A 25490-nucleotide genomic window follows, 5' to 3' on the forward strand; every position below is an offset into this window, starting at 1 on the left:
TCGAGAAAATCACACCTTTTGCAGTTGATTATATCAAGTCTGCTTTTGATTAGCTGTAGTAAATTACATTCAGCGTTGTTAAAACTATGAAAGTCAAGCGCTTGACAATGCAATCCTTCCGTGGAATCGGCGATTTGACGCTAGAGTTTGATCAAATGGAACCAACGGTTCTTATTGGTATTAATGGCGTGGGAAAATCGAGTATTCTTGACTGTCTTGCTATTCTTCTAACACAGTTTACTGGACAGATTCAAGACTCACTCGAATCTTTACGTTTCTTTATTACACAAGATGTTACAAACAGACGTGATAGAACATACAATGAAATTACTGTATTTATAGAATTACAAGAATTAACTTGGTCAATGACTGAATATAAAAGTGCAAAAAATAATGATGGTAAGTACATTGATTTACAAGCTCATATTAAAAGTATTTCCGATTTAAAAAAAGAAATAAAAACGAAGCTAAAAAATTATAAAGGTATTCAAGTTGACACTATTCTGATGCAAAGTGAAAATATGCATATAGAGATAGCAAATGCGATACGTAGCGGATTAAAAGAAGATTTAAAAATAGCTATTGAAAACTTAAACAATCAGTTAGCAACTATTGCTGATACTAATGTTCCTTTAGCAGTTTATTACCCCGTTAATCGTGCTGTTATTGATATGCCTCTAGAAATTTCAGAGATATCTTCTTTTAAACAAGTAGATGCTTATGAGCAGGCACTCACAGGAGGAAGAATAGACTTTAAAACATTTTTTGAATGGTTTAGAAATCGAGAAGACTTAGAGAATGAAAGACGAAGGGATAACCCTGATTATAGAGACAAACAATTAGAAGCAGTAAGACAAGCTATCTCTTCATTGATACCAGAATTCTTAAACTTGCGAGTTGAGCGTTCACCCCTACGAATGACTGTCAGAAAAAAAGGTGAGGAACTTATAGTCAATCAACTATCTGATGGGGAGAAATGCTTGTTGGCAATGGTGGGTGATTTAGCAAGACGATTAGCGATCGCTAACCCAGGTTTAACAGAACCACTCGAAGGTGAGGGTGTTGTTTTAATTGATGAAATTGAACTCCACCTACACCCTAAATGGCAACGAGAAATTATTCCGGCGTTGACGAGAACATTCCCTAATTGCCAATTTATCGTCACCACACATTCGCCTCAAGTAATTAGCCAAGTCAAGCCAGAAGGAATTTATATTCTAGAAAAAACAGACGAAGGTGTTGTTGCTAAAAGACCAGAAAGTTCCTTTGGGAGAGATAGTAATCGGATCTTAGAAGACCTCATGGGTGTTCCGGCACGTCCACAAGAAATTAAAGATCGTTTACATGAGTTATTTAGACTAATTGATGAAGGTAATCTTGATGGTGCTAGGCAATTATCTCAAGAAATTGCTGATATTATTGGACAAGATGAACCAGAATTAGTAAAAGCAAGTGTATCTATTCGACGCAAAGAGATTTTGAAGCGGTGAAATATATCAAAAAAAGTGAGGAACCAGAAAGTTTTACCGTTTGGAAAAATCTAGCAAATGAGGATTGGCAACCGAGTTGGGACGACTTCAGGAAACCACAAAAAACCGATGTACATGATTCATTATTGCAAGAACAAGGTTTTATCTGTTGCTATTGTGGAAGACGTATTACCAAAGAAATTAGTCATATTGAACATCTAAAACCTAGATATCCTAATACTGAACTAGCGTTAGAATACACAAATATGCTGGCTTCATGTCAAAGAGAAAGAGAGCGTAAAGAACCTCTGCACTGTGGAAGCAAGAAAGATCATTGGTACGATGAGAATTTGATGGTTTCACCCATAAATACAAATTGTGAGGAGTTTTTCAAGTACACTGATGACGGTCAGATTTTGGCGACAAATAATTCAAAAAAGCAATTAGCTGCTGAAACAACAATTGATAAACTCGCACTCAATATTGACAAGCTGAAAAATTTACGTGCAAAATCTATTGAGCCAATCTTGGAAATTATTAATACGATTACAGAGGAAGAGAGGCAAGACTTAATTCTAGGCTTCAGTGAAACTGATTCTAAAGGATATTACGAAGAGTTTTGCGCTGCGATTATCTATTTACTAAAAAATTAGTCTTAATGGCGTAGCCCGTTGTAGACATCACATGATACTAAATAACATTAGCTTAATACTCACTGTAAAACTATATGATTCTTGAGGCAGTTATGCTTCTTGTTAAACCTGGTCTAAAATCCGATTTTGAAGCTACTTTCAAAGAAGCTTCTAAAATTATTTCCTCAATGGACGGATATTTATCTCATGAATTACATAAATGTATAGAGATTCAAGGTAAATACTTATTACTTGTCAGATGGGAAACTTTAGAATCTCATACTGTAGGATTTAGAAGTTCTACTGAGTATCAAGAATGGAAAAAACTTCTGCATAATTTTTATGAACCATTTCCCACTGTTGAACACTTTGAAGAAATTGAAATATGAAAAACAAGATCCCCGATTTATTTGAAAAGTTGGGGATCTGTGGCTTCGTTTTCAAATTTTTTGCAACTGTGCTACTCTTGGGTCAACAATTTTTTGTCCTAAGCTGGCAAATTTAATTGCTACAGACATTTTATTACCTGTTCCGAAGACATGAGTGATTTCACCAAGCCCAAAGGTTTTGTGTAATACTCTATCGCCTACTTGCCAATTCTGGGTTGCATCTTGTTTTTCACTAGGAGCAGAGGCACTTTTGGTATAACTTTGACGACTTGCGCGTTTGGTAGATAACAATTCTTCTGGTAATTCGTCGAGAAATTGCGATCGCATCGCAGGTTCTCGTGAACCATACAAACGGCGTTCCCGCGCGTGTGATAAATATAACCTTTCCTGAGCGCGAGTAATCCCCACATAACACAGGCGGCGTTCTTCTTCCAAAGATGCGGGATCACTTAGTGATCGGTAGCCGGGAAATAGCCCTTGTTCTAATCCCACTAAAAATACTACGGGAAATTCCAAACCTTTGGAAGCGTGCAAAGTCATCAAAGAAACGGCTGTCTGTCCTTCTTTTAAGTTATCCAAATCGGAACTGAGGGCAGCACTACTCAAAAAATCTCGCAGGGAAATTTCTTCGTTCTCTTCTTGAAATTGCAGTGCAGCGTTATAAAGTTCCTGAACGTTTTGTACCCGATCTGTGGCTTCATCTGTGCCTTGATTCATCAAATCTTGAACGTAACCAGAATCTTCTAATATTCCTTGTAAAACCTCTGTCACCGGAAGCGTGGCGACTTGTCCTTGCCAACGGCTAATTATTGCGGCAAAGTTATTTACAGCTTTTGTCGCCCGTCCAGCTAATGTGTTAACTGATGTTTCATCGCTGAGTATTTCCCACAGAGTCGTCCCTAATTGCTGAGATGCGTTCATCAAAGCATCAATAGTGGTTTTGCCAATCCCCCGCCGGGGAGTATTAATAACTCGTAATAAACTGACTGTATCAGCTGGATTATTTATCGCTCTTAAATAAGCAACAACATCTTTAATTTCTTTGCGATCGTAAAACCTCATTCCCCCCACAACTGTGTAAGGAATTTGATATTTAACTAACAATTCTTCAAAGGGACGAGATTGAGCATTCGTCCGATAAAGTATAGCAAAACTACCCCAGTTTAACTCTGGGTTTTGCTGTTCTAAAGTGCTAATTTGATTAATTACAAATGCCGCTTCTGCAAGTTCTTCATCGGCTTTGTGACAAGTAATCTGCTCACCCGTCCCCCGCGTCGCTTTTAGGACTTTATCAATCCGTTGGGTGTTATTTTCAATTAGTTCATTAGCTGCTTGCAGAATGTTTTCACAAGAACGATAGTTTTCTTCTAGCTTAACCATCGTTCGGGTGTCATCATCTACCAAACCATCGCCAAAGTCTTCCTGAAATCCTAGCAAGATGGTGAAATCTGCCATCCGAAAGCTGTAAATTGATTGGTCTGCATCACCGACAACAAAAACTGAACGATTTTCCCATTGCCATTCGCTCTTTTTCGTTTCGCCATTAGTAACTAATAAATTAATCAGTTGATACTGAGTGCGGTTAGTATCCTGATATTCATCTACAAGAATATGACGAAATTTGCGATGCCAATAACCTAATACCTGCTCGTTTTGTTGAAATAATCTAGTAGGTACAAGAATAAGATCGTCAAAGTCGAGAGCGTTATTTTGTGCTAACTTATCTTGATAGAAATTGTAAACTTGGGCGATTACCCGTCCGCGATAATTTGGTTGGTCTTGCTCAAATTCTTGGGGCGATAAACCTTGGTTTTTAGCGTTACTAATAGCGTAGCGAACTGAGCGGGCATCAAACTTCTTATCGTCTAAGTTTAGCTCTTTATTAACGATTTCTTTGATTAGACTGATTACATCTGATTCATCAAAGATAGAGAAATTGCGATTCCACTTGCGTCCTTTTTCGTCTACGTATTTTTCAATATCAAAGCGGAGAATGCGAGAAAAGAGACTATGGAAAGTGCCACACCACAAATCTTTGATCGTATTTTTGTAAACTTGCGATCGCAATTGCGTTTGTTGATATTCTGTCAACAAATCCAACCTCTGTCCGTGTTGTTTCATCGCCAGTTGTTCCGCAAACAGCCGTTGAATCCGTTCTTTCATTTCCCGCGCGGCTTTGTTAGTAAAAGTAACCGCCAGGATATTTTCTGGATCAACACGGTGTTTCAGAATTAGATTCGCAATACGATAAGTCAGCGCTCGTGTTTTACCGGAACCTGCGCCAGCAACAACTAGCAACGGGCCGCAGTAGTGTTCGACAGCTTGACGTTGACTAGGGTTAAGGTGACTGAGAAAGTCGATGGTTGTTGTCATGGATGTGAAAAAGCGATCGCCTGGTGTCACATCAATAGAGAGTCGCTATTGCCCAGGTTACAATATCCTAACGAAACTTGGTCAATAAAGATTGAGTGGCAATCTTCTTAACCAGAATGGTACTCTATCATGATTTATTAGAAGCAAGAAAAAGCTATGCTGTCAGTCAGAGGCAGATTCCAAAACGGTGTAGTTCATCCTAACGAACCTATTGGGGGGATTGCTCAAGCCCATACATCTGACTGTCATTTTGAGCAAGCAGGATTTACAAAACTGTTGTAAATCAAAAAATACTGGGATTTAACCAAGGTTTGTGCAGGCGCAATTCATAAATTGCCCCTACAATACGTTAATTTTTTCTACGCTAAATACGTTGATTGCAAGTTCTCCCTACACTTTCTGTCGTAAGATCAGCGACGGGGAATCCAACATCAAATGTTGGGCAAACTCTCACTTTTTCTGTTCTCAGCGCTGTTTAACACCTAACTAATAAGTATTGTTACTAAAAGGACGATCGCTCCTTGAGTACCCAATTGACATGGGGTAGCGATACACAATACATCACGATTCAACCGTTAAGTTTTTAAAGATGAAAAATTTCTTTAATTTCAGGTTTAACCAATACAAGGAGGGGTGGATATGGATCTCAGCTTAATTGTATCCAACATTTTGAATCCGCCAATCCTATTTTTCTTTCTAGGCATGACTGCTGTTTTTGTCAAGTCCGATCTAGAAATTCCTGCACCAGTACCCAAACTCTTTTCGTTGTATCTGCTGATGGCGATTGGTTTTAAAGGGGGAGTAGAACTAATCAAAAGCGGTGTAACTCAGGAAGTAATTCTAACACTGGCGGCAGCGATGATGATGGCTTGTGTTGTTCCAATTTACACCTTTTTTATTCTGAAGTGGAAATTGGATACTTACGATGCGGCTGCGATCGCAGCAACCTACGGTTCTATCAGTGCCGTCACCTTCATCACAGCTAGTGCTTTTTTAACTGAGCTTGGCATTACTTTTGATGGTTACATGGTGGCAGCCCTTGCCTTGATGGAATCTCCAGCGATTATAGTTGGTTTAATTTTGGTGAATATATTCACCGCCGATGGAAAGCGAGAGTTTTCGTGGCCGGAAGTTTTGCAAGAAGCATTTCTTAATAGTTCGGTATTTCTATTAGTCGGTAGTCTATTAATAGGTGTCTTGACAGGAGAACGCGGTTGGCACGCATTAGAACCCTTTACTCAAGGGTTATTTTATGGCGTTCTCACCTTCTTTTTACTGGACATGGGATTGGTGGCTGCTAGAAGAATTAAAGACTTGCAAAAAACCGGAGTTTTCTTAGTTTTATTTGCCATACTAATCCCAATACTTAATGCAGGCATTGGGTTAGCGATCGCCAAATTCATCGGTATGCCTCGCGGAGATTCGCTTTTATTTGCTGTATTGTGTGCCAGTGCTTCTTACATCGCTGTCCCGGCGGCTATGCGGATGACTGTTCCTGAAGCAAATCCCAGCCTGTATGTTTCTACCGCTATAGCAGTGACATTCCCGTTCAATATTATTGTGGGAATTCCGTTATATCTCTACGGAATTAACCTATTTTGGAGATAATAATATGCACGTAGTTAAAAAGATAGAAATTATTGCCAATTCCTTTGAACTTGCCAAAATTTTAGATAATTTAGACAAGTCGGGTGTACATAACCATGCCGTAATCCGAAATGTTGCTGGCAAAGGATTACGAGGAACGACAGAAGATTTAGACATGACCATGCTTGATAATGTTTACATCCTCGCGTTTTGTATGCCAGAAGAACTCAAGCGTGTTGTAGAAAATCTCAAACCACTTCTCAATAAATTCGGAGGTACTTGCTACGTTTCGGATGTGATGGAAATTCGCTCTGTCAGATGTGTTGCGTCAATGTAAAAAATTATAAATTCAATGAAGCATTTTATAGAACGTCGTGACTTTTTGAAGTTGGGAATCACAGGGGCATTTGGAATGGCATTAACTGCCAGTGATTTTCTCTGGCGGGTGGAACAGGCTAAAGCTGACGAAACGCCTCCAAACCTCCCTGAATCTCTAAACCCCGATGCCGCATTGCAAAAGCTGATGGAAGGAAATCAGCGATTTGTTGAGCATCAACCCCAATACCCCGATCAATCAGCACTGCGGTTGCAGGAAGTTGCCCAAGCTCAACATCCATTTGCAACTATTCTTAGTTGTGCTGATTCACGAGTACCCGCAGAAATTGTTTTCGATCAGGGCATTGGAGACATCTTTGATGTTCGGATTGCTGGAAATATTGCCACACATGAAGCGATCGGCAGTATTGAATATGCCGTTGTCTTATTAGGTTCTCCACTGCTGATGGTGATGGGACATGAACGTTGTGGCGCTGTAACCGCAGCTGTAAAAAAGGAATCGTTACCTGGTGATATTAGTACTTTTGTCAAGGCAATTAAGCCAGCCCTGAAAAAGGTCAAGGATCTGCCAGGTGACGCGGTTGACAATGCTGTGGTGGCAAATGTGCAATATCAAATTGAACGGTTGCAGAAATCAAAGCTTTTAAGTGAGCAGGTGCGATCGGGCAAATTGAAAATTGTCGGGGGTCGTTACGACTTGGATACAGGGAGGGTAACTATTCTTACTTAGTTCGGCAGATGAGGGGGCAAGGGGGCAAGGGGGACAAGGGGGAATTATTGAATAAGTCTCTCCCTTGTCTCCCCTCTCTCCCTGGTCTCCCCCCTCTCCCTTGTCTCCCCCCTCTTTCTTGTCTACCTTGTCTCTTCTTCATGCCCAATCCCTAATCCCCAATCCCCAATCCCTAATCCCTAATCTCCAATCCCCAATCCCCAATCCCTTCAATCCTGTACAGTCATTGGCAGACGAATAGTAAAAGTAGAACCAAGTCCAGGCTGACTCTTAACAATAATCTCACCACCCATCATCTGACAAAAGTGGCGACTAATTGCTAACCCCAGTCCCGTACCTCCATACTTTTTCGTAGTCGAAGTATCTCCTTGTGTAAAAGGTTGAAATAACTGCTGCTGTTGACGGTTAGACATACCTATACCTGTGTCGGTAACGGTAAAAGTAATCATACCTAAAGGAGCATCCAGTCGTAATTCCTCCTTTTCTCTATTGACTGTCAGCGTCACCTTGCCATTTGTAGTGAACTTACTGGCGTTGCTTAGTAAATTTAACAACACCTGCCGCATCCTAGTTTGATCGGCGTACATAGTGCCAAGTTGCTCATCAAAATGCACTTCTAAAATATTGGCATTTTTTTCTATAGCTGGTTTGACTGTGAGAACGACGTTATTAATTAGCGTTACAATCTCAAATGTCTCTGGATAGAGAGTCATTTTCCCCGCTTCGATTTTTGACAAGTCGAGGATTTCGTTAATCAAGTGCAGTAGATGTTTACCAGCAGAGTTAATTGTTTCTAAATCGGTGATAAAGTCTGCCGATAAACCAAGATCGGTGGCATCGTCTTCTAAAAGTTGGCTCAAGCCAATGACAGCATTTAGTGGTGTACGTAATTCGTGGCTGACATTGGCCAAAAATACACTTTTTGCCTTGCTAGCAGCTTCTGCTAATTCTTTAGCTTGTTGTAGCTCTTTGGTTCGCTCAGATACTCGCTCAATCAGACGATTTAGAGATTTGGCGAGTAGGCCAATTTCATCTTCAGTGGTGACGGGCGCTCGCAAATCAAAATTATGTTTCCGCGCCACTTGTTCAGCTACTTGGGTGACGGTGATAACTGGTTCAGCGATCGCTCGACTGGTACGCCAAGCTACAATGGCTGCGATCGCCACCGAAACGAGCATACTGATAATTACGATAAATCGCTCAACTATTTTTGCCTGCTCAACGGCTTTTTGCCTTTCTTGCTCTTGATCTTCAGCAGTTTGCAGGATGTTAGCCAAACTTTCAGAAAGCTGATCTAGGCGCATGGCTGTTTCACCACGCATAATTGTCAATAACTGCGATCGGGCAGCAGAAATTTGCTGAGGCTGCGCTGGTTGTGAGTCAATTTTTTGTAAGACGGCCTCGATTTGGTCAACGTAAGCTTTTAAATTATTCTTGTAATCTAGCAATAGCGTCTGTAAAGTCGAACTTGTTGCCGCTAGTCTTTTAGGTTTACTGTCAATAAATCCAGAAATTTTTGACTCTAATTGCTGGGCTTTTTCAACATTCTTCAAAAAATCAGCTTTTTTGGTTTGTAGTTGCTGTGAATTTTCTAATACAGCAACTAAATTAGAGCTATGTAATTGCGCCCCTACTACTGCATCTCTATAATTACTCAGTAGTTGTCCTTGTTCATAAGCTTGATTGAATTGCCTTACTTCCCTACCCCGATAGTAGTTGGCAATCACTAACCCAGTTAGCGCTCCAAAAAAGCCAATTCCGATAGCTACAAAGTACCCATAGCCAATTTTTTGATGGATGCGCCAAGAACTGGCTTTGAGTTTCCCTCGTGAGGGAAATTCTATAGTCGGTAGTTCGTCTGTCGATGGCTCTTCGGCTGACACTTTTTTGATTTCTGAACTGCTATCGATAAGGGTTGGCTTTTGAGTTGGCATTTCTCAAACCTCCTTGCCTTCCCGCAAAAATTACCAAATCAGTTTAGCTTGTACAAACAGTTTAATTGGTTATTAACATTTACATTATCTTCTTTTATAGCAACAGCAAATCATTGCTTAGTAGATAATTCGCATAACCTCATATACTATGAGTTATTTTGATAGCAATGCTGCTAAGTACACTTACTGATAGCGAACCGAATTCACTTTTTTCAACAGTAACAAATAATTTCCCGAACTAAAGACCTGTCTGAGACCGTCTTCTCCTTACTACAATACTTTCCTCAATATACAGTTGATAGCAATTAGTTCTTGACATCAGGTAAGCCACTAGTCTACCTTACTGCTTCCTTATAAAATTAATACAATCAGGAAAAAAACAAAAGGTTTGATTATGGGGCATGGGGCATTAGGTTATTTCTGCCTCATCCCCAATTACCAGCACGCCTATCATAAAATAGGTTGAAAGTCTAGTCGATGTGAATACACAAAAACTTTTATTACGTATTAATATCAATACGAATGCGTTAATTGACGAACCCGGCTTAAGATAGCTTTAATATTGGCTAAAATCGGCTTTTAGGCTTATATAAATGAGAGGTGGGCTGATTTTGCCTGATTTGTACTTAGATTTAGTACGATTATGAACAAATGACACGGAATGAGATAATCACAACCAGAGGATTCCAGTTGACTTAGAAAAGAACTCAGAAGGACGATTATAATACATCCTACTCCCTTCTGAATTCTATCCTCCTACTGACTGTCTACCTTGTAGTTGATGCAGTAGATATTACGGGGCAATTATAGTTAAAGGACACTAAAACCCTTTTGTGCCCTTTAATCAATTGTACTGATGCACTTGTGCATTACCTAACCAACAGCCTTTTGGTTGCAATTATCCAGATTAGAAAAACTCAACTGTCAAATTAATGGGAGTGAAAATGCCAGAACAAGATTTTACTGAAACCGCATCCAAAGAGACTACAGTGGCAGAGATCAACACCCAAACGGGAACCATCACAAAAGTCCAGCCTCCCGCACAGTCTCAAGATGAATGGCTAAAATACGGGGAGCAAGTTTCTACATTTTTAGCAACATTGCCAGAATATGTGGGAGGCTTCTTTAATGAATATAAGCAACCTCTGGTAACAGTTGGTTTAATTGTAGGATCAATTGTTGGTGTTAAAGTACTCTTGGCAATATTAGATGCTTTGAATGATATCCCTTTAGTAGCGCCTACTTTTGAGTTGATAGGGATTGGTTACTCTGCTTGGTTTGTTTACCGCTATTTACTCAAAGCCTCAACGAGGAAAGAGTTAACTAGTGAAATCACCACTCTAAAATCACAAGTGGTTGGTAAAATTCCAGAAGCTTGATATCTAAATATCGCTTATCCTGCAAAGACTCTACGCAAATAATCTAATTCAAAATCACCCTCTGAGTCTGATCTAAGGAAGCCTTAGATCAGACTTTTCTCAAAATCAAAAATTTTTGAATTTCTAATTTTGAATTTTGAATTTTCTGCAATGGGTTGGCCAAGAAGCAGAGGAATAAAGGATCGTTAAGAATCTTTTTCCTCTGCTTCTTTGTTGAACACTTTCTCTCACAACCTCACCGAGACGAACCTCCTGGCGACAATTTAACCTTGGGAGTGCGCGAAGTTTCTGGAGATGCACTGGGCAATCGCACTATACTTGGAGATGAAATTGCCTCCAACTTGCCCCGTTTTACTAAAGCTTGATGAATCATCGCCGCTACTTCAGCCCGACTAGCTACTTTGTTGGGAGCAAGAATTTGTGGGTTTGGATAGTTAACTACCAGACCATTGGTTGTAGCAGCAGCTATTTTGCCAATAGCATAAGCTGGAATATCTTTAGCATCTTTATAGACACTTAAAATCTGATTTGGCGAAGTGGGCGCTTTCAAATTCAACCCGCTAACAAGGGCAACCAAAACTTGCACTCGTGAAATATTTTGTTGTGGCTTGAAGGTTTTTTTCGGGTAACCTTTGAGAAATCCGGCACTGATGGCTTGGTCAATTGCTGGAGTTGCCCAGAATTTTGTTGGTACATCTTCAAATGCGATCGCAGTCTTAGACGGTTCTTGGTCAAAGGCTTTTTGCACAATTGCAGCAAATTCGGCTCGGTTTACAGGCTGATTTGGTCTAAACGAATAATCAGGAAACCCTTTGAGAATACTACGAGAAGAAAGAACATCTATAAAACGCCGACCCCAAAAGTTAGTGGGCACATCGTTAAATGCAATTGGTGGCGGAATAATAGATTTTTGTTTTGCTGGAGTTACTAAAGGCAGCGCTGATGATTTAATTGATGACTCAAGTACTGCTGAAGAGGGTACAGGTGTCTGTGGTTGTGGGGGTTGAGTCGGAATTACCTGAGCAGATGGTAATGCACGGGAAGGCGTGGCGCTGTTAGTTGGCAATGAAGGTGTCTTGGGTTCAACAACAGCCTCCGGTAGAGAATAGGGCAAAACTGTTTTAGGGACTACATTTGGTTCTACTTTGGGATTAAGGGAAGGCAATACTTGATTTGGTTGAACACTAGGCGAGGGAGTGGAAGAAGCCGACAGCAGCCTGTTGAAGTTCCAGCTAGAATCCCTGCGGGACAATGACCAAAAAAGAATTGCTCCGATAGTGGTGAAGGCAACCAGAATGGCTATAAATTCATCAAAGCCAAGGGCAGTTCTTTGGGATGACTCCGGTTCGGAAGGAGGTTTATTTGTCATCGTGATTACCCTGGTAGCAGTTAAATTTGTGTCTAAACAAATTAAGCCACAGATGACTCTTTTACACCAGCCCTTTTTAATTCGTAATTTTTAGTAAAATATCAGACTTCTGCTTCAATACTGAGTGATGTCTAACGACAAGCCGCTCCGCGTCTACTATTTCACGCCACCCGTGCCGATCTACTGCGCCGCATCGGAGCCTCCCAAAAAGCCGCACAGAGCTACACGCTTGCACTAGTGCTGGTAACAAATGACAGTGAACGCCGCTTTCTGGAGCGTCGGCTGCGCTCAGTTCAGCCTTAACCTCTTGCATTACTGGACGCGCGAAGAATTATTAAATTATGGAGTACAGCATTCATGCAGTGAAGAGATTACTCAGTCATTAACGAGCGATCGGCGCTGTGGTGTGATGCTGAAATTCGAGGATGCTAGCCCAGACTTGTTTGCTAAATTGATGACAGATGCGCCCCAGTGGACTGAACGGATGGCTTGATTTGTTGATCCGCACACCAAAAACACCAGTAGTCTGTCAATAAAAATTTGAGGGATGAATCAATTTTTCAATTTCTCTTTTTTCTCTTCCTTTTACGAATTACTTGTTGTACCAAGTTTTTCGCCACTGCTGCATTTGCTTAATCTCTGTATTTTGTGCTTTGATAATTGCTTGAGCTAATTTTTTGATTTCAGGGCGCTGAGACTTACTTAAGGCATCTTTTGCCATTCTTACAGCACCTTCGTGGTGAGGAATCATCGCATTGATAAAGCGCAAATCAAACTCAGTATCAGCTGCACCTAAATCTTGACTCATCATCATAGTTTTCATTTGGTCAGATGACATTTCCATCGTATGGCCCATTTGACTGTTGTAAGCCATTGGTTTATCTCCCGCTTTGGGATACCAAGCTTGTCGCCACTGCTTCATCTGAGTGATTTCTTGGTTTTGCGATTTGATGATATCGCCTGCTAATTTTTTGATTTCAGGACGTTTTGATTTCACCTGTGCAACATTCGCCATTTCCACAGCCCCTTGATGGTGCGGTATCATAGCGTCGATAAACCGTAAATCAAGGTTAGCATCGGCTGGACCTAAATCCATTCCCATGCTGTGATTCATCATGCCACCACCGTGATTCATCATCTGCTTATCGTTAGTATTGGTGCTGGTTGCCTTTGGTGCTTGGCTTTGGTTCTGAGAAGCAATACTAGTACAGCCTGTCATTAACCCACCTGCTGAAGCGATCGCACTAAAGGTTAACACCAAAAAGCCATTTCTCAAAGATAGCAGTTGCATAAATCTCACCTCATAGTTTCTTTCCTAATTCTATATTTACTTATTAGCTTGGCAGCCAAAAATGAAATTAGGATGAAATCTAACTTATAAATAAGTCCAGTCTCTTGTTGTTTATTTATCACTCAAGATTGTGTAAGCATCATTAACTAAGTGCATTTTTTCTTGTGCTTGTTTGAGCAGTTGCGGCTGATTTACAAACAAATCTGGATGCCATTTTTTAACTAAAGTTCGATAAGCCTGCTTTACCTCAGCCTGAGAAGCATAAGCTTTTAATCCTAAAATACCGTAGGCGCGAGTAATCTTATCTTTTTCCGTTTGGGTTTTTGGTTGGTTGGGTGCTTTATTGCTTTGAGTTGTATTTTGCTGCTTGCTAGTTTGGGAACCAGGCGTTCGCATCTCTGCTTTCATCCGCACTATTTCCTCATTGAGTTCCCAATCACGAAATTTCGCCTCCACCTCTTCTGGACGTGGGGACGGAGAAGCTTTTGGCGGTGGAGAAACAGATTCTACCCTTGTCCGAGTATTCTTAGCAGTCTTTTCCTGCTGTTGCTTAACAGCAGGATCTTTTTCCAGGGAAATTTTAACTCTCTCTGGCTGTGGTGAATATTTTCTATTAATATTCGTGTATTTTGGTATTTCTTTATAAAATTGATGATTTGAGAGTATTTTGACTTTTTCTAACTCTCGTAGCAACCCATTAAAACCATTTTGTAACTGCTGCAAACTTTCACGCTTATTAGTAAGTTCTACTGGTTCTTGGCTGAATTCAAAGCAAATTACTTTTTCAGCTTGGCGTTCATATTCAGCCAAAATAGATAAACCTTGACTGCTAAAACTAGATAAATAATCTTCAATGGCAGTTATACAAAGTTTAGCAACCTCTTGATGATAAGATTCCTTTGCTAATTGTTCGTCTTGTTTTTGGATATTTTTGTTTAACAAATAAGAAATACTTCCGACGACAGCAGCGCCAACTGGGCCGCCTAATAACCAACCAATACCACCACCAACAGCAATGGAACCAGGTTCACTCAAATCATCATTATTGTTTGGCTTTGGGGGTAATATTACTTCTGGTTCACTAGGAAAGGGAATTAATAAATCTTGCGGTCGTTCTTCTTGGAAAAACTCGTAAGCTTGATAAAGCCATTTAACCGCAGCTAATTGTAATTGATTCAGGTCTTTTTTAAAAATATTTGTTTGCCAATCTTTAAATTTATTTTCTGCTAATGCAACTGCCGCATCAGCTTGATATTTTGTAAGTAGCTTAGGTAATGATAGCCAATCGCGTAGTTCTCCTATGCTGGTAGCAAAGCCTTTATAAATTAAGTTAGCTGCTTTTTGTTTAATTTCAATTTTACTATTTTGTTTATCATTAAAAGATTTTATTTCAAGAGCAAGTGGGTCAATTTTAGTTTTTAATGAGAGTTGAATTTGAGAAGCGATCGCTTGCACTCTTGGCAAACGCACACTACCACGATTTGGTTGCAAAATCCCCACAATATTTTGCAAAGCTGTTTCAAAAGCTGCTAACCCGCTACTATTTGCAGCAGCAACATCGCCTTTTAATCTGGCTCTTAAGGCAGGTAAAGCATCAACACGATATAAATTGCTAAAACCTGGAGGTAGTTCGGCTCGAAAGCTCTCTGCAACAAACAGCAGGCGATTTTGGACTTGTTTTTGCTCGTCGGGTTCGAGTAAGTTAAGAAAATTGGCAACAAATATAACTGTTTTAATACCGCGATCTAATAACCAATCTCGTAAGTTTTCCCGTTCACCTAAAGTCATCAATTTCCGTGCATCTAGTAATTGGATAACTAAATCTGCACTCAAAAGCTGTTCTCTGACTAAATTATCTTGTTCATCTCTATCATTTGTTCCCGGTAAATCGAGAAATTCTACACCAGTTTCTAAGAAGGGATGCGGGCAAAAAACTTCTACAGATGCTACATCTTTTCGCATCTGTCTATTGCCATCAAGAATTGCAAATTGTTGTAGAATTTCTGTGCCACTGCGATAGATTTCTGTACTATCTACCAACATAATGCGAGTTCGCACATCAGATCCATACTTGACGGAAATTGATGCACCAGTGGTAGGGATTAAATCAATTGGTAAGGTGCGATTTCCTAGCATGGCATTCAGTAAGGTAGACTTGCCATGATTAAAAGGGCCAAATACCGCAATGCGAAAACTAGGATTAACTAGATGATTGCAAATGGTAATTATATCTTGATGTAATTGTGATTTGCGTTCTAAATTTAGTAACGCAGATGCAGATTTCAGAGAATCTGCTAAATCCTTATAATCTTCATACTGTTGTTGCATAATTCTTCGTTCCTAGATTCAACCTGGTAATGCAGATTATTTGGGCTGCTGCCTCACATTATTATGTTTGATACTACGCATAATTAAACATACAATAAAATCCTATTTTTATACTAATTATGTATGAGGTTGTGCCGAGATATATGAGGAACGAACCGCAAAGGACGCAAAGGGCGCAAAGAAATAGGATTAGTGAGCGATTTACTGCTCATAGTAAACTTTGCTATGACTAAAATTCTTTCCAAAAAATTAATTTATTTATATTTAATTTTTATATTTAAATACAGTTAAATTAAACATTTGCTCTTTTTTGTATTTTATTAATTTGTGTTCTTTGTGTCCTACCCTGCGCGAAGCCGCTCCGCGTCTATGCGGTTCGTTAAAAAATTTACTTTGACAAAAAGTTATGGCTTACCTCAAATGTACGTATTGCCTTATGTTTATGGGAGGCAGAACCTCCCAATAGCCATTCTCTGCTAAAAGCTGGGAACAGATGTGTTAGCTATAGTAAGCTAATAAGTTACTATACGCCGCCTCTATTTTTTGCAATTGAGCTATTACATCTTCTTGTAAGCTTTTTAAACGATTGAACTCACTCTCACGATTGATTTCGCGAGTTTGTTTCTGCTTAACTAAATTATCTAATTCAGATTTGCGAGATACAATATCATCGTTAATCCGCTTACCCACTTCTCTTTCGTAAGAATCAAAACACTCTTTCACAGCACTGTATACAACCTGAGATTGCTCATGTGCGACTTGTGGTAGATGTTTTACTAACTCTTTTTTCGCTGTTTTAACTAACTCCCTACGCGCTTGATCTGCTTGCAAAAATCCTACTCCTAAGCCTAGCAATGCAAACCCGATTGGGCCAAGCAAAATACCCGTCACTGCTGTAATTATCCCGCCAATACCAATTACAGTGAAGTAGTTTAACAAGATATTTTTCCAATCAAATCCAGCTCCGGCTAGTGCAAAACCAGCCAAATTTCCTTTAGATAAGGATAACAATCCCATTGCCCATTTTGCCCAGGCCGGAGAATTATCTTCTTCAGCAGTAGTAGTGGTATGTACCTTTACGTCTTGTCCGGTGAGCTTTTCTGTAATTTGATCTGTGATTTGATTGTAAGACGCGCCATATTGTGCGGCACTGCGAGAAAGTTCTTTAAAAGCTGTATTAATATCTTTTTCAGCAGTCAATGTCCAAGCAGCAGATTTGTCAGTGATATATTGCTCAAAGGCTTTTTGCAGTGCGATGTTAAATGCTTCTCGTTTCCCACTACTGAGGAAATCAAATAAATTTAATTCTGGCTGATAGCGTAAGAAGTCGTTTTCAAAGGTATTACCTAAGTTTAAAACGTAACTGCGGAAAGATTCAGAAATCGTTCTTGCTTGAGTGTCTCTGGTATTGATAATTTCTTTTTGGAATTCATCTCGAATACCTGTGAGTTTATTAAACTCAGGTTCTACTGAATCAATCCGTTTTTTCAATTCATTTACATCTTGGTCAAGTAATGGTATTCGTCTAGCAACTGCTTCGCGGGTATGATTGCAGGCAAGTCTAGCTAAGGTTCTGACTTGACGGAGTTCTGCGATCGCACGTTCTCTGGTAAGAAAAGTATTAAGGGCTTCCATAAACTTCGGAAAGCCAGTCCCGTCTAAATCAGCTTGCGAGTTCTTCAACCGTCGTCTGAGTGCTTGAATTGACGAAAGCTCAAACACTCTTTCGTCATAAATATTCTGACCTTCTACAGTGCAATATTCTGCTAAATTGGCGTTAAATACTTGCCGTAATCTATTCTCAGATGCTTGTAATTCTTCAACATCATCAGGATCAATCAATGATTCTCGCACCTGATCCCAAGCGTTAACTAAGAAGAAAACCGTCAACCCTCGACCTTTAATATAATTTTCTAGGTAGCGACGCTCACCCAAGGTACAAGGTTGAGAAGCTCTCATCACAAACAAAATTGCATGACAGTTATTTACATAACCCAAAGATAATTCGTTTCGCGCTTCTGTATCATTCAATCCTGGGCTATCGACAATTTCAATTCCCTTTTCTAGTAGCGTTAAGGGATACTCAACTATTGCATAATCAACATCAGGAAAGGCTTGTTTTTTCTCCTGCTCTAGTTTTTTAGCTTCAGCCGGATCGATGGTATATTTATATTTAAAGTTTTGGAAATCTAATTGTTGCGGACTTTTACCATCATTAAAATGAATGGTAACTTTCTTTTCTGGGCCATAGCGTAAAACTGTTAAAACTGCGGTACAAGGGTTAACGTCGCTCGGTAATAAGTTTTCACCAATTAAGGCGTTAAGAAACGTACTTTTACCGCGTTTCATATCGCCCAAGACTAAAAGCCGAAATACACCTTGGCGAAGGTTTTTACTAGCTACTGTAATATCTTCAATATCTCGCTCTAAGCTGAGTTTTCCTGATGAATAATCCCCAGCCAATTCAGCTTTATTAATTGTTTCAGCCAATTGACTCAAACATACAGACATCTCCGATCGCACTTGAGCAACCCGCTCTAAATCTTGGATAAATCTGTCAGTTGCTACCTGATTTGTCATAAAATTTAGACCTTAATTAAAGATTGTTTTTTTTAGATTCCAAAAATAGTTTGTAAGACACCCACCCCATAGCACCAACAATAATAAACCCAGCCAATACTGAGGCTATTTTGACTGCAACTAGCGCTACCACACCAAGAGCAAACAGCTTTCCACCCAGAATCAGTTTTTTCATCCAAGATTTATGATCTGGTTGATGTTTCACGGTTTGATGAAAAGCCGCATCGGTAGTATGGATGTCAGTTTCCATTTCCCGAAGTCGCAATTCAACTTCTCGTTCTCGTAATGTGCGTTCTCGATGTTGAAGTTCTTTTTGGCGATCCCTTTCAGATGTCATCAGTGTTCATCCCGTCTAAGACAATGAAAAGATGTCAGCATTTACTTATCAATCATGCTGTATACTAACTTACGTAAATATTTAGTAACCCCAGTAAAATTACTATTCAAATGCGATCATGGGATGCCTGCGGCGGGCTACGCTTACGCAATGGGCATCATTCACTGTAAATGATGCCTAATTTTTGTTGGTTACGCCGTCTGTTTAGAAGTTGCTTTTAAGTCTGCGGTCGATTTTAACCGGGTGATGGTGGCTTTACGAATGCGATCGCTCTTGCGTACCCCGCCTGTCATCTCGTATTCCCGGCTATCTTTGCCATACTTCAACACCACACCACTAACTAAGCGTTCTGAGGTTTCGCAAATGCTCTTTTCAAGGGTTTCTATTTTTGCCTTTGCCGAGTCAAGGGTAGTTAGCATCATATTATACTGGTCAATTTGGTTGCGGAGTTGGCCGGTTAACTGGATTAAATTGTTTAAACTGATAGAATCACCAAAGTCGAGGCTGGAATCAATCGATTTAAATCCGATTACTCTCTTTTCGGTTTTTTCTAGCACGGAAGAGCTTCTTGTTTTGCGTGGCATCAATGCACACCTTTTACTAAACTTATCTTTCTAGAGTGTCTCAATGAGACAATGTAGCGGTTCAGTATAGCTTGCAAAAAAAGGTGTTTTTTTTAATAAGATTGGATTACTAGCTCAGTAATTGCACGATGCTAGATAAGAAATTGTTGAGAATGGGCTTGTGTTCTGACAGAATGGACTTGTATTTTGACAGAATGGACTTGTATTTTGACAGAATGGACTTGTGTTCTGACAGAATGGACTTGTATTTTGACAGAATGGACTTGTGTTCTGGCTGAATGGACTTGCGTTCTGGCTGAATGGACTTGCGTTTTGACAGAATGGACTTGTGTTCTGAACGAATATAACAATCAATATAGCTACAGCCCTAACAACAGCAAAGATTTGCCCCATCTGTCCTGATTTTATAGTTGAACTGCGATCGCATCAATGCAGTATCTTCGCCAGTCACGCGATTAGTAGCAGCTTATCGGCGATAATTTCGGGAAAAAGGTGATAATACGGTGAAGGTTACTATGGAAACTCCTGCTGTCAGCCATGTCCCTAAACTTTACCTTCGCCCTCAGTCAACAGCAAACTTTTGAACTGCGCTGTGATTATGGCTCACGTCGCCTGGATCAAACGGAGTTGGCAGCGCTAATTGATTCGTGTGAGCAAAATTATTATGCTCAACAACAAGATTATTTACCCTATCTCACCCAGTTGGGACGGCAACTTTATCAATGGCTGGATGGTAAAGAAGGATGGTTGAGAAAGGCGCTGGATGAGGCGGATGAGCAAACGATTAATCTAGATTTGATTAAAACCAGCGAAGCGCAGGGGTTGAACCCAGAAACAGAACGGGTGGCGTTGGGTTTGGCACATTTGCCTTGGGAATTGCTAAATGATGGTGCAGAGTTTTTAATAGAACGCCAGAATCTTTCCGTCTTACCAGTGCGTTTTGTGCAGCAACGTCAAACCCAAGTGATTGGGGTACAAAATCGCCCATTGCGGTTGCTGTTTATGGCAACTTCACCGGAAGATCCCAGAGTTGCGCTACTAGGGTTTGAGCAGGAAGAAGCAAATATTTTGCAAGCAACTAAGGATCAACCTTTGGCGTTGATTGTTGAGGAAAGCGGCTCGGTTGCAGAGTTGGCTAATTTGGTGCAATCCTATCCAGAAGACTATTTTGATGTCTTTCACCTCACGGGACACGGGATAATTTACACCAAAAATTACAGCTTTTTGCTGCCAAAAGGTGCAACACTCCCAGATAATACACCTTGCTTTATCACTGAGGATGAAGTGGGGAATATGCAACTTACTACCGTCAATGATTTAGCTAAAGCCTTTCGCGGACGCTGGCCGCGTATAACTTTTCTCTCTGGTTGTCATACGGGACAGGTTGCTAATAAGGGGACAGTACCATCGATGGCGCAAGCGTTGGTGAAAGCAGGGGCAGGTATAGTTTTAGGTTGGGCGCGTCCGGTGTATGACCGCACAGGTATTGTAGCGGCACAGGCACTATATCAAGCTTTGGCGACGGGGGCAACTGTTGAAGAAGCGGTCAAAGCGGCGCAGCAGGAAATGATTGAGCAAAAATGCACCGACTGGCATCTGTTGCGGATGTATCGGGATACGCGCCCTATTGCCGAACTGGTGACACCTCTGAGAACAAGAAATCGTGAAAGGCTGACGTTTACAGCGCCAGAGCAAGAATTTCTGGATGAGAATAATCAAGTTAAAGTTGCGAGTCGGTTTGAATTTGTCGGACGCAGACGACCTTTGCAACGATGTCTCAAGGCTTTGCAAGAAACCAGCGATCAAATCGGGGTGTTTATTGCCGGGATGGGGGGACTGGGGAAAAGTACCCTGGCGGCGCGGTTATGTACGCGGGTGGAGATGCAGCGTGATAATTTTGCGCGAGTCGTGGTAATTGGGCCTTTGGATGAGATAGGTTTACTGACTAAGCTTTCTAATAAGTTTGAGCGGTTTGCAGATGTGCCCGCACTTTTGAATGAACCAAAAGTGTCTCTGAAAGGACGGTTGCAAAACTTTTTTGCAGCAATAGAAAAAGAACACAACCAACCCTTGCTGTTGGTGCTGGATGACTTTGAGCAAAATATCCCCGTTAAAGATGGCTCACTGCGGATGACGGCGGAAGCTTACGATATTTTAGGGGCGATTTGTGCGGCATTGGAAGAAAACGGGGCAGAAAGTCGCCTGATTGTCACCTGTCGTTATTTGAAAGAAGACACTTTGCCACCTCATCGTCTGCATTTGGAATCTTTGGCAGAGATGAGCAGCAGTGATATTGATAAAATCTGCTTTCCTTTAGATAAAGAAGTTAGGCAGCAGTTAAAAACTCAGAGGATTATCCACATTGCTGATGGTAATCCCCGGTTGCTGAAGTGGTTGTTAGAGGTGATTCAGCAACCAGGAATAGCGGCGGATGAATTATTGAATCGGCTGGAGGCGACTGAGCAGAAATTCCGCGAAAATATCTTGGCACAAACTCTGCTGGATGCATTGGAACCGGAAGAACAAAAGTTTCTCGCACGCTTGAGTGTGTTTAATTTGCCCGTTACTGTTGAAATCATTAACGCCATCTCCCCCTCTGTTGCTTCTCTGCAAAAGCTTGTCAGCCTCAGCTTAGTTGAGTCTGCCACCACTCACCCCACCCAGCCAGCTAATTATCGGGTGACGACAATTTTAGAATCGTTGCTAGAAACAGTGTTGATTCAGGAAGAATGGCAAGTAACGCGACAGCAAGCGGTGAGGGAAATCCATCAAGTTTGGTGGGAGGAAAATGACAACCCCACGGAAGCAGAAGCACTGGAAATTGTACGTTTGGGATTGCTGGCGAAAGAGCAGGAGATTGCTGTCAGCGTTGGACATAGCATTGCCAGCAATTGGGTGAACGATTCCCGCTTTGTGGAAGCTTTGGAGTTATGTAAGCAAGTTCTGGCAGTTTTTCAAGATTACCGCATCTTGGGAACCATTGCCCCTGCTGAAGAAGTTTTGGGTTTTGTGCAAGAGGCTGTTACCCATTATCAGCAAGCTTTAGACCTTTGCCCTGAAGAAGAATTGCAAGAAAAAGCCGCTACCCTCAACAATATGGCACAGGTAATCGCCCAACAAGGGGACATCCCAAAAGCGATCGCACTCTGGGAGCAATCCTTGGAAATAAAAGAGCAGATTGGCGATGTCAAAGGTAAAGCCGCTACCCTCAACAACATGGCACTGGTATTCGCCGACCAAGGGGACATCCCAAAAGCGATCGCACTTTGGGAGCAATCCTTGGAAATAAAAGAGCAGATTGGCGATGTCAAAGGTAAAGCCACTACCCTCAACAACATGGCACTGGTATTCGCCGACCAAGGGGACATCCCAAAAGCGATCGCACTCTGGGAGCAAGACTTGGAAATATCTGAGCAGATTGGCGATGTCAAAGGTAAAGCCGCTACCCTCAACAACATGGCACAGGTATTCGCCGACCAAGGGGACATCCCAAAAGCGATCGCACTCTGGGAGCAATCCTTGGAAATAACTGAGCAGATTGGCGATGTCAAAGGTAAAGCCGCTACCCTCAACAACATGGCACAGGTAATCGCCCAACAAGGGGACATCCCAAAAGCGATCGCACTCTGGGAGCAATCCTTGGAAATAAAAGAGCAGATTGGCGATGTCAAAGGTAAAGCCGCTACCCTCAACAACATGGCACTGGTAATCGCCCAACAAGGGGACATCCCAAAAGCGATCGCACTCTGGGAGCAATCCTTGGAAATATCTGAGCAGATTGGCGATGTCAAAGGTAAAGCCGCTACCCTCAACAACATGGCACAGGTAATCGCCGACCAAGGGGACATCCCAAAAGCGATCGCACTCTGGGAGCAATCCTTGGAAATAAAAGAGCAGATTGGCGATGTCAAAGGTAAAGCCGCTACCCTCAACAACATGGCACAGGTAATCGCCGACCAAGGGGACATCCCAAAAGCGATCGCACTCTGGGAGCAATCCTTGGAAATAAAAGAGCAGATTGGCGATGTCAAAGGTAAAGCCGCTACCCTCAACAACATGGCACAGGTAATCGCCGACCAAGGGGACATCCCAAAAGCGATCGCACTCTGGGAGCAATCCTTGGAAATATCTGAGCAGATTGGCGATGTCAAAGGTAAAGCCGCTACCCTCAACAACATGGCACAGGTAATCGCCGACCAAGGGGACATCCCAAAAGCGATCGCACTCTGGGAGCAATCCTTGGAAATAACTGAGCAGATTGGCGATGTCAAAGGTAAAGCCGCTACCCTCAACAACATGGCACAGGTAATCGCCCAACAAGGGGACATCCCAAAAGCGATCGCACTCTGGGAGCAATCCTTGGAAATAAAAGAGCAGATTGGCGATGTCAAAGGTAAAGCCGCTACCCTCAACAACATGGCACTGGTAATCGCCCAACAAGGGGACATCCCAAAAGCGATCGCACTCTGGGAGCAATCCTTGGAAATAAAAGAGCAGATTGGCGATGTCAAAGGTAAAGCCGCTACCCTCAACAACATGGCACAGGTATTCGCCGACCAAGGGGACATCCCAAAAGCGATCGCACTCTACGAACAAGTTGTTTCCACACTTGCACAAATAAGTGCATACAGTGATTTGGTAACAGTTCTGAGTAATTTAGGCTTAACGGATGAAAGTAACGGTTTGGTTTATCTAGCTCAAGCAATGTGGCTAACGCTGAGGATTCAAGCCCCTTTATCACAAACCATTCGGTTGATTAATTCTTTATATAATAGAGTGCCTCAAGGCGATGAACTAGAAGCTTTGCTAGGAGCAACGGCAATGTTCTTTTGCAACTACCGAGGTGAAGGTCATCCCCAGTTAGAGGAACTCCAAGAACTTAGTGTCAACATTATATCAGGGGCGGCAGTTGCCCAAGGAATTGAAACGCCGGAAGCTTTTCAAGCTTGGTATGTCCAGCAACGGCTCAATAATCATGAATATTTCCTCCCTCGACTCAATCAACGCTTAGAGGAGATAGTTGGCGATGAGTGGTTGTTTGACCGCAGTCAAGTTTCAATGGGTGAATAAGGGGAAATGCGATCGCGTTAATCTTAATGATTTTTGTTGGCTTGCTCAGAAAGGAGATGCGATGAAGATAAGGAAAATGCGATCGCGTTAATCTTAAATTAATCGCTCACAATCTAACCAACTTATGCAGTCGTTCAATTTCCTCTACTAGATGCGATATGGAATCTCAACTAATACAGAGTTCTCCCGACATCCTTTCTGGTACACCCGTTTTCTATGGAACTCGCGTACCAGTACAAACATTGATTGATTATCTCGAAGCAGGCGATCGCCTTGATGACTTTCTAGAAGATTTTCCCACTGTGAGCCGCGCACAGGCAACAGCGTTTCTCGAATCACTCTGCTGTAAAAGCAAATACCGCCCTTAATGCTTCTGAGGTGAGAGTAGGATAATTTTCTAGCACTTGTTGTTTTGTCCATCCCGCAGCAAACAAACCCAATAAGAACTCTACAGATAAACGAGTTTCTTTAACAGTCGGCTTACCCAGCAGAATTTTAGGATCTGAATGAATGTACTGTTTCCAGTCCATAGTTTATACTCCGACTAAGCTAAAGCTATTGTTGCACAGTATGATTATTGCTGGATTGCTGAGTGGGGAATCGCGCTACTCTTAAACTAATTGGTGACAATATAAGCAGCTTATGCAATCCCTAAATATCACACTGCCAGATGCGATCGCTAATGCTCTCAGTGCTTACATCGGCGATCAAGAAGTTTCCTTACCTGCTAACGCTATTGTAGAAAATGCCCTCGAAGAATTCCTCAGCCAACGTGGTTATTTACCTCCACAAAAGCAAGGTTTACGCCTTACTCCTGCACCCAAGGGAAGCGGATTTAAAGATACGTCAGTAAATCACGATAAAATTCTAGCTGAACAAACGTTTTTGCAGTCATGATTATTGTTGGATTGCTCAGAGACGAAATGCGATCGCGCTAATCTTAAATTAATTGACGACAATATAATCAGCTTATGAAATCTGTAAATATTACACTGCCAGATGCGATCGCTTAGGCAACTATGATCATTGTTGGATTGCTCAGAGACGAAATGCGATATGGCATTTTAGGCAAATCAGTTGTAAATTATGCGATCGCTATAAG

General features: G+C 41.3%; 21 protein-coding genes. 12 read left to right on the forward strand and 9 right to left on the reverse strand.

Annotation, left to right across the window (positions count from 1 at the left end; all coding sequences use genetic code 11):
- The first annotated feature begins 86 nt into the window (after positions 1-86).
- The 3 genes from FBB35_RS19905 to FBB35_RS19915 all read left to right on the forward strand — a co-directional run bounded on the left by FBB35_RS19905 (position 87) and on the right by FBB35_RS19915 (position 2490).
- Positions 87-1490 (forward strand): AAA family ATPase, encoded by a 1404-nt coding sequence (locus tag FBB35_RS19905; protein ID WP_174711064.1) that lies wholly within the window; start codon positions 87-89, stop codon positions 1488-1490.
- Positions 1487-2122 (forward strand): retron system putative HNH endonuclease, encoded by a 636-nt coding sequence (locus FBB35_RS19910; RefSeq protein ID WP_174711065.1) that lies wholly within the window; start codon positions 1487-1489, stop codon positions 2120-2122. The genes FBB35_RS19905 and FBB35_RS19910 overlap by 4 nt, the downstream gene beginning before the upstream one ends.
- A 74-nt stretch (positions 2123-2196) precedes the next feature.
- Positions 2197-2490, forward strand: coding sequence for an antibiotic biosynthesis monooxygenase (locus tag FBB35_RS19915; protein ID WP_174711066.1), 294 nt, complete (start codon positions 2197-2199; stop codon positions 2488-2490).
- A gap of 51 nt (positions 2491-2541) precedes the next feature.
- On the opposite strand, the gene pcrA is transcribed toward FBB35_RS19915, so the two are convergent.
- The gene (gene pcrA, locus FBB35_RS19920; protein ID WP_174711067.1) at positions 2542-4863 is read right to left on the reverse strand and encodes a DNA helicase PcrA; all 2322 of its coding nucleotides are present in this window, start codon (positions 4861-4863) and stop codon (positions 2542-2544) included.
- Positions 4864-5019: 156 nt separating this feature from the next.
- On the opposite strand from pcrA, the gene FBB35_RS35540 reads away from it, so the two are divergent.
- The 4 genes from FBB35_RS35540 to FBB35_RS19935 all read left to right on the forward strand — a co-directional run bounded on the left by FBB35_RS35540 (position 5020) and on the right by FBB35_RS19935 (position 7516).
- The gene (locus FBB35_RS35540; protein ID WP_302480920.1) at positions 5020-5145 is read left to right on the forward strand and encodes a hypothetical protein; all 126 of its coding nucleotides are present in this window, start codon (positions 5020-5022) and stop codon (positions 5143-5145) included.
- Positions 5146-5502: 357 nt separating this feature from the next.
- Positions 5503-6471, forward strand: a complete 969-nt coding sequence (locus tag FBB35_RS19925) for a sodium-dependent bicarbonate transport family permease (RefSeq protein WP_174711068.1) — start codon at positions 5503-5505, stop codon at positions 6469-6471.
- A 4-nt stretch (positions 6472-6475) separates the two neighbouring features.
- On the forward strand, positions 6476-6787 hold the full coding sequence (locus tag FBB35_RS19930) for a P-II family nitrogen regulator (RefSeq protein WP_174711069.1): 312 nt from the start codon (positions 6476-6478) through the stop codon (positions 6785-6787).
- Positions 6788-6802: 15 nt separating this feature from the next.
- Positions 6803-7516, forward strand: a complete 714-nt coding sequence (locus FBB35_RS19935) for a carbonic anhydrase (protein WP_174711070.1) — start codon at positions 6803-6805, stop codon at positions 7514-7516.
- 209 nt (positions 7517-7725) lie between these two features.
- Here FBB35_RS19935 and FBB35_RS19940 read toward each other — a convergent pair whose 3' ends face one another.
- Positions 7726-9450, reverse strand: a complete 1725-nt coding sequence (locus FBB35_RS19940) for an ATP-binding protein (protein ID WP_174711071.1) — start codon at positions 9448-9450, stop codon at positions 7726-7728.
- 944 nt (positions 9451-10394) lie between these two features.
- Between FBB35_RS19940 and FBB35_RS19945 the strand changes: the two genes are divergently transcribed.
- A complete protein-coding gene (locus tag FBB35_RS19945) occupies positions 10395-10829 on the forward strand; it encodes a CAAD domain-containing protein (protein ID WP_012407766.1) in 435 nt (144 codons plus the stop codon).
- A 235-nt stretch (positions 10830-11064) separates the two neighbouring features.
- Here FBB35_RS19945 and FBB35_RS19950 read toward each other — a convergent pair whose 3' ends face one another.
- A complete protein-coding gene (locus tag FBB35_RS19950; RefSeq protein WP_174711072.1) occupies positions 11065-12198 on the reverse strand; it encodes an S-layer homology domain-containing protein in 1134 nt (377 codons plus the stop codon).
- Between the two features lie 250 nt (positions 12199-12448).
- Between FBB35_RS19950 and FBB35_RS19955 the strand changes: the two genes are divergently transcribed.
- On the forward strand, positions 12449-12691 hold the full coding sequence (locus FBB35_RS19955) for a hypothetical protein (RefSeq protein WP_174711073.1): 243 nt from the start codon (positions 12449-12451) through the stop codon (positions 12689-12691).
- A 99-nt stretch (positions 12692-12790) separates the two neighbouring features.
- On the opposite strand, the gene FBB35_RS19960 is transcribed toward FBB35_RS19955, so the two are convergent.
- The 5 genes from FBB35_RS19960 to FBB35_RS19980 form a co-directional block, all read right to left on the reverse strand.
- Positions 12791-13489, reverse strand: a complete 699-nt coding sequence (locus FBB35_RS19960; protein ID WP_174711074.1) for a DUF305 domain-containing protein — start codon at positions 13487-13489, stop codon at positions 12791-12793.
- Positions 13490-13600: 111 nt separating this feature from the next.
- Positions 13601-15817 carry a dynamin family protein gene (locus FBB35_RS19965; RefSeq protein WP_174711075.1) on the reverse strand — a complete coding sequence of 739 codons (2217 nt, stop codon included), beginning with the start codon at positions 15815-15817 and terminating at the stop codon, positions 13601-13603.
- A 498-nt stretch (positions 15818-16315) separates the two neighbouring features.
- Positions 16316-18397: a dynamin family protein gene (locus FBB35_RS19970; RefSeq protein ID WP_174711076.1), complete on the reverse strand. Its 2082-nt coding sequence runs from the start codon at positions 18395-18397 to the stop codon at positions 16316-16318.
- 16 nt (positions 18398-18413) lie between these two features.
- Positions 18414-18734 (reverse strand): DUF3040 domain-containing protein, encoded by a 321-nt coding sequence (locus tag FBB35_RS19975; RefSeq protein WP_174711077.1) that lies wholly within the window; start codon positions 18732-18734, stop codon positions 18414-18416.
- Positions 18735-18925: 191 nt separating this feature from the next.
- Positions 18926-19318 carry a hypothetical protein gene (locus tag FBB35_RS19980; RefSeq protein ID WP_174711078.1) on the reverse strand — a complete coding sequence of 131 codons (393 nt, stop codon included), beginning with the start codon at positions 19316-19318 and terminating at the stop codon, positions 18926-18928.
- A gap of 537 nt (positions 19319-19855) precedes the next feature.
- Between FBB35_RS19980 and FBB35_RS19985 the strand changes: the two genes are divergently transcribed.
- Positions 19856-24388: a tetratricopeptide repeat protein gene (locus tag FBB35_RS19985; protein ID WP_174711079.1), complete on the forward strand. Its 4533-nt coding sequence runs from the start codon at positions 19856-19858 to the stop codon at positions 24386-24388.
- A 158-nt stretch (positions 24389-24546) separates the two neighbouring features.
- Positions 24547-24756: a DUF433 domain-containing protein gene (locus FBB35_RS19990; protein WP_174711080.1), complete on the forward strand. Its 210-nt coding sequence runs from the start codon at positions 24547-24549 to the stop codon at positions 24754-24756.
- On the opposite strand, the gene FBB35_RS19995 is transcribed toward FBB35_RS19990, so the two are convergent.
- Positions 24724-24918 (reverse strand): DUF433 domain-containing protein, encoded by a 195-nt coding sequence (locus FBB35_RS19995; RefSeq protein WP_174711081.1) that lies wholly within the window; start codon positions 24916-24918, stop codon positions 24724-24726. The two genes, FBB35_RS19990 and FBB35_RS19995, sit on opposite strands and share 33 nt — an antisense overlap.
- A 112-nt stretch (positions 24919-25030) precedes the next feature.
- On the opposite strand from FBB35_RS19995, the gene FBB35_RS20000 reads away from it, so the two are divergent.
- Positions 25031-25285, forward strand: coding sequence for a hypothetical protein (locus FBB35_RS20000; RefSeq protein ID WP_174711082.1), 255 nt, complete (start codon positions 25031-25033; stop codon positions 25283-25285).
- Positions 25286-25490 lie beyond the last annotated feature (205 nt).

This window comes from Nostoc sp. TCL240-02 (assembly GCF_013343235.1).
Classification (GTDB): Bacteria; Cyanobacteriota; Cyanobacteriia; order Cyanobacteriales; family Nostocaceae; genus Nostoc.